Source organism: Hydrogenophaga sp. ZJX-1 (assembly GCF_048590325.1).
Taxonomy (GTDB): Bacteria; Pseudomonadota; Gammaproteobacteria; order Burkholderiales; family Burkholderiaceae_C; genus Hydrogenophaga.
On sequence record NZ_JBMBRA010000008.1, the window covers coordinates 146,195 to 162,079 of the forward strand.

12 protein-coding genes are annotated in these 15,885 nt (G+C 57.7%); all 12 read left to right on the top strand.

The features are described from left to right. Positions 1–212 precede the first annotated feature (212 nt). The 12 genes from ACN5W5_RS20675 to ACN5W5_RS20730 all read left to right on the top strand — a co-directional run bounded on the left by ACN5W5_RS20675 (position 213) and on the right by ACN5W5_RS20730 (position 15,882). Positions 213–1,292 carry a pilus assembly protein PilM gene (locus ACN5W5_RS20675; protein WP_420050408.1) on the top strand — a complete coding sequence of 360 codons (1,080 nt, stop codon included), beginning with the start codon at positions 213–215 and terminating at the stop codon, positions 1,290–1,292. Continuing rightward, positions 1,289–1,912, top strand: coding sequence for a PilN domain-containing protein (locus tag ACN5W5_RS20680; protein ID WP_420050327.1), 624 nt, complete (start codon positions 1,289–1,291; stop codon positions 1,910–1,912). Before ACN5W5_RS20675 ends, ACN5W5_RS20680 begins: the two co-directional genes overlap by 4 nt. An 11-nt stretch (positions 1,913–1,923) precedes the next feature. Continuing rightward, positions 1,924–2,616, top strand: a complete 693-nt coding sequence (locus ACN5W5_RS20685; RefSeq protein ID WP_420050328.1) for a type 4a pilus biogenesis protein PilO — start codon at positions 1,924–1,926, stop codon at positions 2,614–2,616. Further along, positions 2,613–3,176 carry a pilus assembly protein PilP gene (locus ACN5W5_RS20690; RefSeq protein ID WP_420050329.1) on the top strand — a complete coding sequence of 188 codons (564 nt, stop codon included), beginning with the start codon at positions 2,613–2,615 and terminating at the stop codon, positions 3,174–3,176. The genes ACN5W5_RS20685 and ACN5W5_RS20690 overlap by 4 nt, the downstream gene beginning before the upstream one ends. Then, on the top strand, positions 3,173–5,338 hold the full coding sequence (gene pilQ, locus ACN5W5_RS20695; protein WP_420050330.1) for a type IV pilus secretin PilQ: 2,166 nt from the start codon (positions 3,173–3,175) through the stop codon (positions 5,336–5,338). Before ACN5W5_RS20690 ends, pilQ begins: the two co-directional genes overlap by 4 nt. Before the next feature lie 18 nt (positions 5,339–5,356). After that, a complete protein-coding gene (locus ACN5W5_RS20700) occupies positions 5,357–5,764 on the top strand; it encodes a hypothetical protein (RefSeq protein ID WP_420050331.1) in 408 nt (135 codons plus the stop codon). Between the two features lie 121 nt (positions 5,765–5,885). Then, entirely contained in the window at positions 5,886–6,440 is a 555-nt protein-coding gene (locus ACN5W5_RS20705) for a shikimate kinase (RefSeq protein ID WP_420050409.1), read from the top strand. 77 nt (positions 6,441–6,517) lie between these two features. Beyond that, complete coding sequence (aroB, locus tag ACN5W5_RS20710; RefSeq protein ID WP_420050332.1) at positions 6,518–7,639, top strand: 3-dehydroquinate synthase; 1,122 nt, start codon at positions 6,518–6,520, stop codon at positions 7,637–7,639. Between the two features lie 70 nt (positions 7,640–7,709). Continuing rightward, positions 7,710–8,876: a deoxyguanosinetriphosphate triphosphohydrolase gene (locus tag ACN5W5_RS20715; protein ID WP_420050410.1), complete on the top strand. Its 1,167-nt coding sequence runs from the start codon at positions 7,710–7,712 to the stop codon at positions 8,874–8,876. Continuing rightward, positions 8,873–10,111 carry a CynX/NimT family MFS transporter gene (locus ACN5W5_RS20720; protein ID WP_420050333.1) on the top strand — a complete coding sequence of 413 codons (1,239 nt, stop codon included), beginning with the start codon at positions 8,873–8,875 and terminating at the stop codon, positions 10,109–10,111. Before ACN5W5_RS20715 ends, ACN5W5_RS20720 begins: the two co-directional genes overlap by 4 nt. 97 nt (positions 10,112–10,208) lie before the next feature. Beyond that, positions 10,209–10,913, top strand: coding sequence for a transposase (locus tag ACN5W5_RS20725; RefSeq protein WP_420050334.1), 705 nt, complete (start codon positions 10,209–10,211; stop codon positions 10,911–10,913). Between the two features lie 190 nt (positions 10,914–11,103). Then, the gene (locus ACN5W5_RS20730) at positions 11,104–15,882 is read left to right on the top strand and encodes a glutamate synthase-related protein (RefSeq protein ID WP_420050335.1); all 4,779 of its coding nucleotides are present in this window, start codon (positions 11,104–11,106) and stop codon (positions 15,880–15,882) included. The last annotated feature ends 3 nt before the right edge of the window (positions 15,883–15,885 follow it).

Sequence of the window (15,885 nt, forward strand, 5' to 3'; positions counted from 1 at the left end):
GAGCAGAAGCCGTTATTGTGAGTTGTTGTGTGTTTCTTATCTTTCTGCGTGCTGCCGGTCTGCCGGGAGTGGTTGGTTTGCGTATGCTTTTGGCAACGTTCTCTTCTGTGTCAAAGGTAGAAAATCTTTGCTGCACAAGGGGCTTGCTGCTAGCATTCAAGTGAAATCTTAAGTCTGGCGCCTTGCCGCGCTTCTATTTTTTGGGGGTCACCTTGATCTCATTGGGGTCGTTTTTCAGCCGTGATCCAGCGCCGTTGTTGGGCATCGACGTCAGTTCGTCCAGTGTCAAACTGGTTGAGTTGAGCCGTAATCGCTCCGGTGATCTGGTGTTGGAGCGTTGTGCCATCGAGCCCCTGGAGCGAGGGTGGATCACCGATGGGAACATCGAAAAGTTCGATGAAGTCGCCGAGGCCGTGCGCCGGGTTGTCCGCAAAAGCGGCAGCAAGACCAAGAATGTGGCCATGGCGTTGCCCGCATCGGCCGTGATCACCAAAAAGATCGTTCTCCCTGGCGGGCTGTCTGAAAAAGAGCTTGAGGCGCAGGTCGAGTCGGAGGCCAACCAGTACATCCCCTTCTCGCTTGATGAAGTCAGTCTCGATTTTTGTGTCGTTGGGCCAAGTGCCAACTCGGTCGGAGATGCCGAGGTCCTGATCGCGGCTTCACGCAAGGAGAAGGTGTCTGATCGGCAGGGACTTGCTGAAGCCGCAGGCCTCAAGCCGGTCATCATGGACGTCGAGCCCTACGCCTCCCGGATGGCCGCTGGACGGGTGATTGAAACACTGCCCAATCAAGGCGTGGATTCTCTGGTGGCATTGTTTGAGGTGGGTGCCTTGACCACCAGTATGCAGGTGATGCGCAACGATGACGTACTGTATGAGCGCGATCAAGCTTTTGGAGGTGCCCAGTTGACGCAGTTGATCGTGCGTCAGTATGGTTTTTCTGCCGACGAGGCTGAGGCCAAGAAGCGATCGGGCGACTTGCCGGATGACTATCGATCAGCCGTGCTGAACCCATTTATTGAAAGCATGGCACAAGAAATTGGGCGTGCTTTGCAGTTCTTCTTCACCAGCACCCCCTACAACAAGGTTGACCACATCTTGCTGGCCGGAGGCAGTGCGGCATTGCCCGGTTTGATCGAAGGGGTCACCCATCAGACTTCGTTTGCTTGCATGGTGATCAATCCGTTCGATGGTATGGAAATGGCCACCAGCGTACAGGCACGAAAGATCGCGCGTGAAGCCCCATCCTATCTAACCTCCACTGGCTTGGCGTTGCGGAGGTTTTACCAATGATTTTGATCAATTTGTTGCCTCATCGTGAGGCTGCGAGAAAAAAGCAGAAAGAGCAATTCTTTGCACAGCTGGGGCTGTCCGCCCTGCTTGGAGGCATCATCTGTGGTGCCGTGTTTACATGGTATCAGGGGCAAATTGCGGAACAGCAGCAGCGGAATTCGTTTCTTCAAAGCAAGACGAAAGAGCTGGATGCTGAAATTAAGGATATTGCGAGCCTTCAGGCGCAAATTGCTTCTCTGCGAGCCAGGCAAACCGCTGTAGAGGGGCTGCAGGCGGATCGAAACATGCCGGTACACCTGCTTGACGAACTGGTGGCGCAACTGCCAGACGGTATTTATCTGAAAAGCATGAAGCAAGAAAATCAAAGCGTCTTGTTGGAGGGTGTGGCCCAATCTCAAGAACGGGTTTCTGAGTTGTTGCGAAATCTTGCGAACAACTCGTCTTGGCTCGGGAAGCCTGAGTTGATCGAAATCGTTGCAGCCAACGCAACCGGTTCAAATCGCGAGCAGCGCAGGGTATCGAATTTTAAGATCAGAGTGGCTCTCAATCGCCCCACTGGTTCGAATGGAGTTGGGCAGGGTGCTGCGGGAGCAACACCCCCGGCGCCAGGAAAAATCTGATCGGGGTAATCATGGCTCTATCACCTACCATCAACCTCGATTTCAAATCGGTTCAGGATACGCTTCAAAGGCAGTTTTCTGGCCTTGATCCCAATGATCCTTCTTCCTGGCCATCGCTGCCGCGGAATCTACTCTATATATTTGTTTGCGCCGCTGTTATTGCCGGTCTTTGGTTTTTTTGGCTCAAGGCTGTTGATGAGGAGTTGTTGACTGAGCAAACCCGGGAACAGCAGTTGCGAGAAGACTATCGAAAGAAGCTGGTTCAGGCAGTCAATCTGGATGCGTTGAAGAAACAGCTTGAACAGGTTCAGCAGTACGTTAATCAACTGGAGAAACAACTTCCCAGCAAGGCAGAAATGGATGCCTTGTTGTCTGACATCAACCAAGCAGGCTTGGGTCGCAGTTTGCAGTTTGAACTGTTTCGCCCAGGCCAAGTCTCTGTGAAAGAGTACTATGCAGAACTTCCGATAGCCGTTCGCGTAACAGGTGGGTACCACGACATTGGATTGTTCGCGGCAGACATTGCTAACTTGTCTCGCATTGTCACATTGAACAATTTGTCGCTTGCTCCTGTAAAAGATAGAGATGGCATCCTGACCATGGATTGCACTGCAAAAACATTCCGGTATCTCGATCAAGAGGAGATCGAACTGCAGCAAAAAGCTACGTCGGAAAAAAAAATGCCTAAAGGAGTGTCTAAATGATCCGGCGCAGGTCAGGTGGCCAAATCGGCGTTGCGTTGCTGGCTTTTTCACTGGTATTGCTGCAGGGGTGTGGAAGCTCTGAGCAGGAAGAGTTGAGCCTCTGGATGCAAAATGAGAGAAACTCCATCAAGCCCGATGTCAAACCAATTCCGGAGCCCACAAAATTTGAACCATATGCTTACGGAGGTGAGCGGCTTGTGGAGCCTTTCAGCAGCGAGAAATTGGCAAGTATTCTGCGCGGAGGACAGGCGCTACCCGCTGGAAATTCCGCTTTGATCGATGCAGAGATGAGTCGTCGGAAGCAGCCGTTGGAGGCTTTTCCGCTGGATACCATGTCGATGGTTGGCAGTCTGAATCGTGCTGGACAGCTCGTTGCCTTGGTGAAGGTGGATCAACTCCTTTACCAAGTAACCCAGGGCAGTTACCTGGGTCAGAACTATGGACGGGTGTTGAAAATCACCGAAAATGAAATCAACCTGCGCGAAATTGTGCAGGATGCAGCAGGTGAGTGGATTGAGCGTCCGGCGGCCTTGCAGTTACAAGAGGAAGTTTCCAAATGACAAAATCCTATAGCGTGACCATCTCTAAGTCAAAAGAGCGGAGTCTGCGCAAGCTGTCACTGTTCATGGTCATAGCCATGACTTCGTTTCTGGCCCATGCGCAAAATGCCATCCAGTCTTTGACTGGCGGCATGCAGGCCGGTGTGGAGGTTGTACGTATCGACACTACAGAGGCTTTGACTGCACTGCCAACCGGATTCACGATCCAGTCGCCTGCTCGGATTGCGTTGGATTTCCCAGGTGTGGTGAATGCCATGGGCAGAAATAGCGTAGAGCTGAATCAAGGGAATTTGCGATCGGCCAACGTGGTTCAGGCGGGAGACCGGACTCGGGTTGTGATCAATCTGAAGCAACCTGCTGCCTATCAAGCCAAGCTGGATGGAAAATCGTTGTTGCTGGTTCTTGATCGTACGGAAGCAGCCGGTGCACCGCCACCAAACGGTCATGCTATGTTTTCCCAAGTGCAAACCGATCACACGGTTGCACTCAAAGATATTGATTTCCGAAGAGGCGTTGGTAATTCAGGGCGGGTGGTGGTTGATCTTGCGGACAATCAGGTTGGTGTCGACATCCGCCAGCAGGGTAAGGACCTTGTCGTGGACTTCTTGCGAACATCTTTGCCGGAAGGATTGAACCGCAAGCTGGATGTGACCGATTTTGGCACTCCCATCCAGAGCGTGGTCACCAGTCAGATTGGTGACCGTGTTCGCATGGTGGTGACGCCCAAGGGCAACTGGGAACACTCGGCATATCAGAGTGACAATCAGTTTGTGCTTGAAGTTCGTGAGCAAAAAATTGATGAATCCAAGCTTACTCAAGGACCTGGCTATAACGGTGAGAAATTGTCGCTCAATTTCCAAAATATTGAAGTCAGGTCGCTGCTGCAGGTCATTGCGGATTTTACCAACTTCAATATTGTCACTTCGGATTCAGTAAGTGGAGCTGTGACACTGCGTTTGAAGGATGTCCCGTGGGATCAAGCTCTTGACATAATACTTCAGGCCAAAGGCTTGGGAATGCGGAAGAGCGGAAATGTTCTCTGGATTGCTCCCCAGGATGAAATTGCAGCGCGCGAGAAGCAAGAGTTGGAAGCAAAGGCCTCTATTGAAAGTCTGGAGACACTGCGCACTCAGAGTTTTCAGATGAATTATGCGAAAGCCAGCGAGGTAGCTGTTCAGTTGACTGGGCCTGGAGGTTCGGCTGGTGCTGGTGCTGGTGCTGGTGCCCGTATTCTCTCAAATCGAGGTAGCGTGATCGCCGAACCAAGAACAAATCAGCTGTTCGTGACGGATGTTCCAACGAAACTGGAGCAGGTTCAGCAACTTATATCAAAATTGGATATTCCAATTCGCCAGGTATTGATTGAAGCTCGAATTGTCGAAGCTGATGACAGATTTGGGCGATCCTTGGGAGTTCGATTGGGTGGGAGTGATCTCCGTGGTGTTCGCGGTGGGGATGCAGGATATGCGGTGAATGGTCAAAATCGTGTTGCTATAGGTGGTAGCTATAACGCTGTTTCGAGTACCACTGCTGAATCGGAAAATGTGTTGGATACTATAAACACCAGTTTCGTTAATTTGCCATCTGCTGGCATTGGTGGTTCTTTGCCTGCAGCCTTTGCTGTGTCGCTCTTTAGTTCTGCAGCAAATCGCTTTTTGAATCTCGAAATATCAGCTCTTGAAGCCGATGGGCGAGGGAAAATTGTTTCGAGTCCTCGAGTTGTGACTGCAGACCAAGTAAAAGCCTTGATTGAACAGGGGACGGAGTATCCATATTTGCAGGCGACCTCTAGCGGCGCTACTTCAGTAGCCTTCAGGAAGGCCAATTTGAAACTTGAGGTTACGCCTCAGATCACCCCTGAAGGCGGTATTATCCTTGATGTTGATATCAATAAAGACAGTCGGGGTGAAACAGTAGCTGCTGGTATTGCAATTAACACCAAGCATGTTCAAACTCAGGTGTTGGTTGAAAATGGGGGTACGGTCGTCATCGGTGGTATCTTTGAACAAAATGAAACAGAAGATGTAACCAAGGTGCCGCTGTTCGGGGACCTTCCAGTTGTTGGAAATCTTTTTAAAAATAGAAACAAGACTTCAAACAAGTCTGAATTGTTGATCTTCATCACACCAAGAACCATTGGCGACCGTGGTGTCGCCAGATAAATATGATTGGAAATTGATATGAGTAAGATGAGTTTTATTTTGAGATCGGTGTGTCTTTTTGGTTTTGTTGCCGCATTGGCTTCCTGTGGTGGAGGTGGCGGGGATGCTGGGGATTCTGCCGAGTTTGCAGCTGTTCCTGATGCTGTGAATATCAAGGCAGGGGATGGGGATTTGTCTTGCCAAGGAACGGCAGGAATTCAAACGACCTTTACCATTGTGGGGGGGCAGCCGCCTTTTCGTATCGTAAATTCTTTTCCCCAGTATCTCTTTCTTGATCGTACAGAGGTTTCTGGTCAAGATCCGAAGTTCAAGGTCACAACGCTCACCGGTTGTGGAGAGGACCTAACGGTACTAGTTCTTGATCAGCATTCTCGTTCTGCTACGGTCGCTTTCACTGTGGAGAAGGGTGACGAGATCACTGAGTGATCTTTAACATCTGTGCAGCGTTGCTATCGGACGTTTAGAATGTTAATGAGATGGTTCTCTCGATGGGGTTTTTGATTGGTCGCCGTAGAGGTATCTACGCTTTTGCGTGGTATTGATGCAATTGTTGATTTCTTTGGTGGGGTTGCCAGGGTCTGGCAAGACAACCGTGGGTCGCCAATTGTCTCGCAGGCTTTTGGTTCCTTTCTTTGACTCTGATCACGTGATCGAGCAACGCCTCGGGTGCTCAATTCGCGAATATTTCGATCGAGAAGGCGAAGACAGCTTTCGTGATCTCGAAGCTGCTGTGATTGATGAATTGGCGCGGGGGGAGCCTTGCGTGCTATCGACCGGTGGTGGCGCCGTGTTGCGCGCGGCGAATAGGACTTGTCTTCGCGAACGCAGTCACGTGGTGTATTTGAGATCTTCTCCTGAGGAAGTTTTCAGGCGTCTTCGGCACGACCGGAACAGGCCTCTTCTTCAGGTTGCTGACCCACTTCAGCGGCTTAGGGATCTGTTTGCGCAACGGGACCCCCTGTACAGGGAGACTGCGCACTATGTGATCGAAACAGGGCGACCTTCCGTGTCATCCCTTGTCAACATGATCATGATGCAACTGGAACTGGCCGGCGTGGTGAAAGATGTTCTACCGGCTGGGCAAGACATCAGAAGGAGCTGACATCAGGTCTCTGTCCAGGTGGGGCGGTCGGTGGGCTGCCTTTCTGACTGCTCCCGGAGGCTCTACACTCTGGCCCCATGCACGAGACCACACCATCCGCGACGCAATCCCAGGTTGAAATCCACTTGGGTGAACGGAGCTACAACATTGCCATTGGCGGCGGCTTGCTTGGGTCGCTAGACAGCTACGCTGGCTTGCCCTGCGCCAAGAATGCGCTGATCGTGACCAATGAGACGGTTGCGCCGCTGTACCTTCAGACCTTGGCTGACGCCTTGAAGGGACAGTATCCCGTGGTGGGCCAGGTGGTTCTGCCCGATGGTGAGGCCTACAAAACCTGGGCCACTCTCAATCTGATATTCGATGCCTTGCTTGAACAGGGTTGCGACCGCAGAACAGTGTTGTTTGCCCTGGGTGGAGGTGTCGTCGGGGACATGACCGGCTTTGCCGCAGCCAGTTACATGCGAGGGGTGCCTTTTGTGCAGGTACCCACGACGTTGTTGGCCCAGGTTGACTCCTCAGTGGGGGGGAAAACCGGCATCAATCATCCGTTGGGCAAAAACATGATTGGCGCGTTTTACCAGCCGCAGCGGGTGATCTGCGATCTGGATACGCTCAAGACGCTGCCCGAGCGGGAACTGAGCGCAGGCTTGGCCGAAGTCATCAAATACGGTCCCATCGCCGACGCGGGTTTTCTGGACTGGATCGAGACAAACCTCGATCGGCTGCGAACCCGTGATCCTGTCGCGTTGGCTTTTGCGATTCGACGCAGCTGTGAAATCAAAGCCCATGTGGTGGGTGCTGATGAGCGGGAGGCAGGTCTTCGGGCAATCCTGAATTTCGGTCACACCTTTGGCCACGCCATCGAGGCCGGCATGGGATATGGGCAATGGCTGCACGGTGAGGCGGTGGGTTGTGGCATGGTCATGGCTGCGCGCCTGTCGCAGCGCCTGGGTTTGATCGATGCCACGTATGTGGACCGTCTGAGCCGTTTGATAGAGCGGGCCGGCCTGCCCGTTGTGGCGCCAGTGCTGGACGCTCAGGACAACGCGGACCGCTACCTGGCGTTGATGCGTGTGGACAAAAAGGCGGAGGCTGGGGAGATCAAGTTTGTGTTGATTGACGGTTCCGGACAGGCGGTCGTCCGCAGCGCACCAGACAGTTTGGTGACCGAGGTGATCCAGTCCAGTTGTCGCCAGTGAGCACCTTGTGCCTGCAGATGGTGGCAAGCCGGGTGGAGACATGGGCTTCGGGATGGAGGTGAACAACGGAATGGGCCTCGCGCCGTATGCGTGTCATCCTGGCGGCAGCAGGGGCCGGCGTTTCAGCGAACCCGAAGCACCCACGCGAACCGCGTTTCAACGAGACCGCGATCGCATCATCCACAGCACGGCTTTTCGCCGTCTGGTTTACAAGACCCAGGTGTTTCTAAACCATGAGGGTGACCTGTTCCGTACCCGCCTGACCCATTCTTTGGAGGTTGCGCAATTGGGTCGAAGCATCGCCCGTTCGCTGAGCTTGAACGAAGACCTGGTGGAGGCGGTCGCGCTGGCGCATGACCTGGGCCACACGCCGTTCGGACACGCGGGCCAGGATGCGCTGAACGCTTGCATGAAAAACCAGCCTTTGTCGCAGAATACGCCTCACGCGAGTGAACAGTCGGGCTTTGAGCACAACCTCCAGAGCTTGAGGGTGGTCGATGCGCTCGAGGAGCGTTATCCCGATTTCGACGGGTTGAATCTCACTTTCGAGACCCGGGAGGGTGTTCTGAAACACTGTTCCCCGGCGAATGCAAAACGTCTCTGTGCCCAGGATGCCTCCGGCGTGGCGGTGCGTTTCTTGACCGGTGGTTCGCCTTCCCTGGAGGCGCAACTGTGCAACCTGGCTGACGAGATTGCCTACAACGCACACGACATCGACGATGGCGTACGCTCCGGTTTGCTCAGCATGGAGCAGCTTGAGGCCGTACCCCTGTTTGCACGGTATCACCGGCTGGTTCTGGAGAAGCACCCGCGACTCGACGGCCGCCGGCTGTTGTTTGAGGTGATCCGGCGGATGCTCAGCGATCAGGTGTACGACGTGATCGACACCTCGCGCTCAAATATCGAGAAATCACGGGTCGACTCAGTGGATGAGGTGCGGGCACATGGCACCCTGGTGTCTTTCTCAGAGGCGATGCGGGACCAGTCCGTGGAGCTGAAGCAATTCCTTCTGCGCAATCTGTACCGCCACCCGCAGGTGATGGAAACAACCGAACGGGCCCGGCGTGTGGTGACCGAGCTGTTCGCCTTCTACCTGGCTCAGCCTCATGAGCCACCAATGAGTCGCCAGCCCGACACGCACCGGGCGCGGGCTGTTGCCGACTACATCGCAGGCATGACCGATCGCTTTGCGATTCGAGAACATGAGCGCCTGAGCGGTAAGGTGCTCTTTCCTTGACCGCGTCCGAATCCGCTTTTGTGCCTGAGCGCAATCCTGTGGTGTTGGCGGCGGTTGTGGTCGGGGTTGGCGTCGTTTGCGCGTTGCATGTGGGCAAACTGCCGGTCGCCATCCCTGTGTTGCAGACTTCTTTGGGGCTCAGTCTTCTTCAGGCAGGGTTTCTGTTGTCCCTGGTTCAGCTCGCCGGGATGACTCTAGGCCTCATCGTGGGGTTGATGGCCGATCACCTGGGACCGCGACGCGTGATGCTGACGGGTCTGGGTTTGCTGGCATTGGGCAGCGCGCTGGGTGGCTTGTCGACCGGGGTTCACGGGCTGCTGGCGACCCGGGTGCTGGAAGGGCTGGGATTCCTCCTGGCTGTGCTGCCCGCCCCGGGCCTGCTGCGCCGGCGGGTCCACGACCCGAAAACGCTTGCGCGAGCACTCGGTTGGTGGGGGGCCTATATGCCACTGGGGACGGCGACAGCACTTCTATGTGGCGCACCGTTGTTGGCGCTGATCGGATGGCGTCCGGTGTGGCTGTCGCTGGCCCTGCTGACGTTGCTGGCCGCCATCGGACTAGCCACGCAGGTTTCGGGTGACTCTGCGGGTGCGACGGATGCCAGTCCGCTGGTAGTCGGAGGAGCGCCGAGTCCATGGACCCGCGTTCAACAGACGCTGGTTGCGCCGGGGCCCTGGCTGGTTGCTCTGGCCTTCTTTCTGTATTCGGGGCAGTGGTTGGCGGTGGTGGGATTCTTGCCCACCATCTACAACCAGGCAGGCTACAGCGGAGCGGTGGTTGGGGTTCTGACGGCGCTCGCCGCGGGCATCAACATGGTGGGCAACATCGGTGCTGGCCGGTGTCTGGCACGAGGCATGCGTCCCGGCGTGTTGTTGTCAACGGCTTACCTGGCCATGGCTATGGGGGCTGTCGTGGCCTTCGGGGCGCAAGGTCATCCGGTGTGGCAGTACCTGGCCGTGCTGCTGTTTTCCGGTGTGGGTGGACTGATCCCGGGCACGCTGTTCAGCTTGGCCGTCGTGTTGGCGCCAGGGGCGGCAACAGTCTCCACCACGGTGGGCTGGATGCAGCAGTTCTCGGCACTGGGTCAGTTTCTCGGGCCGCCCTTGGTGGCGTGGGTTGCCACGCAGACGGGGGGGTGGCACTGGACTTGGGTGGTGACGGGTACTTGCTCATTGCTCGGCATCGCGTTGGCGGCCTGGTTGCAGCGCGCCTGGGCAGACCAGGCACTGCGCTGATCGCAGGGCGTCCGCTGGCGGCGGACCATGGCATTCGTGAGTTGCAAAAATGGGGTCAGAATCTACAGCTTGTTCACCTCGCTGACCGGATTGAGAAATGGCCCGCTTACCCCGCCTTACCCTGCCTGGTTACCTCCATCATGTGACCCAGAGGGGAAACAACCGCCAGTCCATCGTGCTGGACGATGCCGACCGCACAGCGCTTCTTGACGCGGTGGCCGAAAACGCCAAAAAGTACCAGGTCGCGTTGCACGCCTATGTGCTGATGGACAACCACGTTCATCTTCTGCTCACACCCGAGACGGCAGATGGCGTGCCTCGCATGATGCAAGCCATCGGCCGGCGTTACGTGCGTCACTTCAATGCCCGACATGGACGCACAGGAACGCTGTGGGAAGGCCGCTACAGATCGACTCTGCTGCAAGCGGAGCGCTATTTGCTGCCCTGCATGGCCTATCTGGATCTGAGTCCGGTGCGTGCCGGGTTGGTGACCGATCCCGTGCACCACGTCTGGTCCAGCCACAGGCATTACGTCGGGCAGGGTTCCGACCGGCGCATCACCCCCCATCCGGTTTACTGGCGCCTGGGCAACACGCCTTTTGCGCGGGAAGCGGCGTACGCCGAAATGGTGCGTTCTGGATTGAGCGAAGCGCAGTTGACCGTGATAACCAACGCGCTGCTGCATGGGTGGCCGCTTGGGGAGTCCGACTTCATGGCCGCACTGCAGGCACAAACCGACAGACGGGTAAGCAAGGGCAAACCGGGCCGACCCCCTTCGCGGCGAACACCAGCCAGCGATTGATCAAAGTGGTCAATCAAATCAAAGGCTTGCGTTTCATTTTGATGTGTCCCTTATTATTTTTTCAACTTTCTCTATTCAATTTAATACTACTCTGACCCTATTTATTCGACTTGGCATTTTTGTTGCATTGCACTAAGCTCTGCACCCCGCGAATTTTGTTTTCATGCCCTCGAACCGAGAAGGAAGCGCCATGACCACGGCAGCCGAACAGCAGCAACTCCAGCAACAGGGTCTGTACGACCCGGCCAATGAGCACGACGCCTGTGGCGTCGGCTTTGTCGCTCACATCAAGGGCGAGAAGAGCCATGCGATCGTGCAGCAGGGCCTGAAGATTCTTGAAAATCTGGATCACCGCGGCGCAGTGGGTGCTGACAAACTCATGGGCGATGGTGCCGGTATCCTGATCCAGTTGCCCGATGCGCTCTACCGCGAGGAAATGGCGGCGCAAGGCATCACGCTGCCACCGCCCGGTGAGTACGGCGTTGGCATGATCTTCATGCCCAAGGAGCACGCCTCCCGCCTGGCCTGTGAACAGGAAATGGAGCGCGCCATCGCTGACGAAGGCCAGGTGTTGCTGGGCTGGCGCGATGTGCCGGTCAACAAAGACATGCCGATGTCGCCCACCGTGCGCGAAAAGGAGCCCGTCCTGCGCCAGGTGTTCATCGGTCGCGGCAACGACGTGATCGTGCAGGACGCTTTGGAGCGCAAGCTCTATGTGATCCGCAAGACCGCCAGCGGCCACATCCAGTCGCTCAGGCTCAAGCACAGCAAAGAGTATTACGTGGTGAGCATGAGCAGCCGCACCGTGATCTACAAAGGCCTGCTGCTGGCAGATCAGGTGGGCACTTATTACAGGGATCTGCAGGACACCCGCTGCGTTTCGGCCCTGGGTCTGGTGCACCAGCGCTTCTCCACCAACACCTTCCCGGAGTGGCCACTGGCCCACCCGTACCGCTATGTGGCGCACAACGGCGAGATCAACACCGTCAAGGGCAACTACAACTGGATGAAGGCGCGCGAAGGCGTGATGTCTTCACCGGTGCTGGGCGCTGACCTGCAGAAGCTGTACCCGATCAGCTTCGCCGGCCAGTCCGACACCGCCACCTTCGACAACTGCCTGGAGCTGCTGACGATGGCTGGCTACCCGCTGGCCCAGGCCGTGATGATGATGATCCCCGAGCCCTGGGAACAGCACACCACCATGGACGAACGCCGGAAGGCCTTCTACGAATACCACGCCGCCATGATGGAACCCTGGGACGGCCCGGCTTCCATCGTGTTCACCGACGGCCGCCAGATCGGTGCCACGCTGGACCGCAATGGCCTGCGCCCCTCGCGCTACTGCATCACCGACGATGACATGGTCATCATGGGTTCCGAATCGGGCGTATTGCCGGTGCCAGAAAACAAGATCGTGCGCAAGTGGCGCCTGCAGCCCGGCAAGATGTTCCTGATCGACCTCGAACAGGGCCGCATGATCGACGACGAGGAGCTCAAGGCCAACCTCGCCAACACCAAGCCCTACAAGCAGTGGATCGAGAACCTGCGCATCCGCCTGGACGACGTGGAAACACCGGTCGCCGGTGAAAGCGCGCAGGAGTTGCCCATTACGCAGACCGAGCCGCAGTCCGCCGGAACCGAACACGTCACACCCGAGTTGCTGGACTGCCAGCAGGCCTTTGGCTACACGCAGGAAGACATCAAGTTCCTGCTCAGCCCCATGGCCGCCAATGGCGAAGAAGGCATCGGCTCCATGGGCAACGACAGCCCGCTGGCCGTGCTGTCCGACAAGGACAAGCCGCTCTACAACTACTTCAAGCAGCTGTTCGCCCAGGTGACGAACCCGCCGATCGACCCGATCCGCGAGGCGATCGTGATGTCGCTGGTGTCCTTCATCGGCCCCAAGCCCAACCTGCTGGACATCAACCACGTCAACCCGCCGATGCGCCTGGAAGTGAGCCAGCCGGTGCTGGACGTGGCCGACATGGCCAAGTTGCGCGACATCGAAGGCGTGACCCAGGGCAAGTTCCGCAGCGCCACGCTGGACATCACCTACCCGGTGTTCTGGGGTCGTGAAGGCGTGGAAGCCAAGCTGGCGTCGCTGTGCGCCGAAGCGGTGGATGCGATCAAGAGCGGCCAGAACATCCTGATCATCAGCGACCGTGGCGTGAGCGCCACGCAGGTGGCGATTCCTGCCCTGTTGGCGCTGTCGGCGATCCACCAGCACCTGGTGCGTGAAGGTCTGCGCACTTCGGTGGGTCTGGTCGTGGAGACCGGCACCGCACGCGAAGTGCACCACTTCGCCGTGCTCGCCGGCTACGGCGCCGAGGCCGTGCACCCGTACCTGGCGATGGAAACCCTGGCCGCGATCTGCAAGGACCTGCCGGGCGACCTGAGCGCCGAGAAGGCGATCTACAACTACGTCAAGGCCATCGGCAAGGGCCTGTCCAAGATCATGTCCAAGATGGGCGTGAGCACCTACATGTCGTACTGCGGCGCCCAGCTGTTCGAGGCCATCGGCCTCAACAGCGAAACGGTGGACAAGTACTTCTCTGGCACGTCCAGCCGCGTCGGTGGCATCGGCGTGTTCGAGATCGCTGAAGAAGCCATCCGCATGCACAAGGCGGCCTTCAGCGACAACCCGGTGCTCGCCACCATGTTGGACACCGGTGGTGAATACGCCTGGCGTGCCCGCGGCGAGGAGCACATGTGGACGCCCGACGCCATCGCCAAGCTGCAGCACAGCACGCGCGCCAACAACTGGAACACGTACAAGGAATACGCCCAGATCATCAACGACCAGAGCAAGCGCCACATGACGTTGCGCGGTCTGTTTGAGTTCAAGATCGACCCCAGCAAGGCGATCTCTATCGACGAGGTCGAGCCCGCCAAAGAGATCGTCAAGCGCTTCGCCACCGGTGCCATGTCGCTGGGTTCCATCTCCACCGAAGCGCACGCCACGCTGGCTGTGGCCATGAACCGCATTGGCGGCAAGAGCAACACCGGCGAAGGCGGCGAAGATGCGCTGCGCTACCGCAACGAACTCAAAGGCATCCCGATCAAGCAGGGCCAGACCATGTCCGACCTGCTGGGCAAGGACACCTTCGAGGTCGACTACGTGCTGCAAGAGGGCGACTCCATGCGCTCCAAGATCAAGCAGGTGGCGTCGGGCCGCTTCGGTGTCACAGCCGAATACCTGAACAGCGCTGACCAGATCCAGATCAAGATGGCGCAGGGCGCCAAGCCCGGCGAAGGCGGCCAACTGCCTGGCGGCAAGGTGTCGGACTACATTGGCAAGTTGCGCCACAGTGTGCCGGGCGTGGGCCTGATTTCGCCTCCGCCGCACCACGACATCTACTCGATCGAAGACCTGGCCCAGCTGATCCACGATCTGAAGAATGTGGCGCCGCACAGCTCCATCAGCGTCAAGCTGGTGTCGGAAATCGGTGTCGGCACCATCGCTGCGGGTGTGGCCAAGTGCAAGGCCGACCATGTGGTGATCGCCGGCCACGACGGCGGCACCGGTGCTTCGCCTTGGTCGTCGATCAAGCACGCGGGTTCGCCCTGGGAAATCGGCCTGGCCGAAACCCAGCAGACCCTGGTGCTCAACCGCCTGCGCAGCCGCGTGCGCGTGCAGGCCGACGGCCAGATGAAGACCGGCCGCGACGTGGTCATTGGTGGCCTGCTCGGTGCCGACGAGTTTGGCTTCGCCACCGCGCCGCTGGTGGTCGAGGGCTGCATCATGATGCGCAAGTGCCACCTGAACACCTGCCCGGTGGGCGTGGCCACGCAAGACCCGGTGCTGCGCAAGAAATTCACCGGCAAGCCCGAGCACGTCGTCAACTACTTCTTCTTCATCGCCGAAGAAGCCCGCCAGATCATGGCGCAGCTGGGCATCCGCAAGTTCGATGACCTGATCGGTCGTGCCGACCTGCTGGACACCAAACAAGGCATCGAGCACTGGAAAGCCAAAGGCCTGGACTTCAGTCGCCTGCTGGCCATGCCGGCGGTGCCCGCCGACGTGCCGCGCCTGCACACGCAGAACCAGGAACACGGTCTGGAGAAGTCGCTCGACAACATCCTGATCGCCAAGAGCCGTCTCGCCATCGACAAGGGCGAGAAAGTGCGTTTCATGGAAGCGGCGCGCAACGTCAACCGCTCGGTCGGTGCCATGCTCTCCGGCGCCGTGACCAAGGTGCACGCCGAGGGCCTGCCAGACGACACGATCCACATCCAGCTCGAAGGCACCGGTGGCCAGTCGTTCGGTGCCTTCCTGTGCAACGGCATCACGCTGTACCTGATCGGTGAAGCCAACGACTACACCGGCAAAGGCCTTTCCGGTGGCCGCGTGGTGGTGCGCCCCAGCCTGGACTTCCGCGGCGTGGCGACGCAAAACATCATCGTGGGCAACACCGTGATGTACGGTGCCACCAGCGGCGAGGCCTTCTTTGCCGGCGTGGCCGGCGAGCGCTTCGCGGTGCGTCTGTCGGGCGCCACCGCAGTGGTGGAGGGCACGGGCGACCACGGATGTGAATACATGACCGGCGGCACCGTGGCCGTGCTGGGCAAGACCGGCCGCAACTTCGCCGCCGGCATGAGCGGCGGTCTGGCCTATGTGTACGACGAAGACGGCCAGTTTGCCAAGCGATGCAACACCGCCATGGTCAGCATGGAAAAGGTGTTGAGCACGGCCGAGCAGGAAGCCACGATCGACAAGGCCATCTGGCACCGTGGACTGAGCGACGAAGCGCAGCTGAAGAAGCTGCTCGAAGACCACAACCGCTGGACCGGCAGCAAGCGCGCACGCGAACTGCTCGACACCTGGGTCGAGTCGCGCGGCAAGTTCGTGAAGGTGTTCCCGAACGAATACAAGCGTGCCCTGGGTGAGATCAACGCCCGCAAGACGGCCGCCACCGCCACCACCAAAGCCCAAGGTACGGCGAAGCAGGCCACGGCCGCCGTCAAATAAGCC

What these genes read in the sequence shown, in the direction of transcription:
- ACN5W5_RS20680 (WP_420050327.1), top strand. Translation starts at nt 1,289, where the DNA reads ATGATTTTGATCAATTTGTTGCCTCATCGTGAGGCTGCGAGAAAAAAG.
- ACN5W5_RS20685 (WP_420050328.1), top strand. Translation starts at nt 1,924, where the DNA reads ATGGCTCTATCACCTACCATCAACCTCGATTTCAAATCGGTTCAGGAT.
- ACN5W5_RS20690 (WP_420050329.1), top strand. Translation starts at nt 2,613, where the DNA reads ATGATCCGGCGCAGGTCAGGTGGCCAAATCGGCGTTGCGTTGCTGGCT.
- pilQ (WP_420050330.1), top strand. Translation starts at nt 3,173, where the DNA reads ATGACAAAATCCTATAGCGTGACCATCTCTAAGTCAAAAGAGCGGAGT.
- ACN5W5_RS20700 (WP_420050331.1), top strand. Translation starts at nt 5,357, where the DNA reads ATGAGTAAGATGAGTTTTATTTTGAGATCGGTGTGTCTTTTTGGTTTT.
- aroB (WP_420050332.1), top strand. Translation starts at nt 6,518, where the DNA reads ATGCACGAGACCACACCATCCGCGACGCAATCCCAGGTTGAAATCCAC.
- ACN5W5_RS20715 (WP_420050410.1), top strand. Translation starts at nt 7,710, where the DNA reads ATGGGCCTCGCGCCGTATGCGTGTCATCCTGGCGGCAGCAGGGGCCGG.
- ACN5W5_RS20725 (WP_420050334.1), top strand. Translation starts at nt 10,209, where the DNA reads ATGGCCCGCTTACCCCGCCTTACCCTGCCTGGTTACCTCCATCATGTG.
- ACN5W5_RS20730 (WP_420050335.1), top strand. Translation starts at nt 11,104, where the DNA reads ATGACCACGGCAGCCGAACAGCAGCAACTCCAGCAACAGGGTCTGTAC.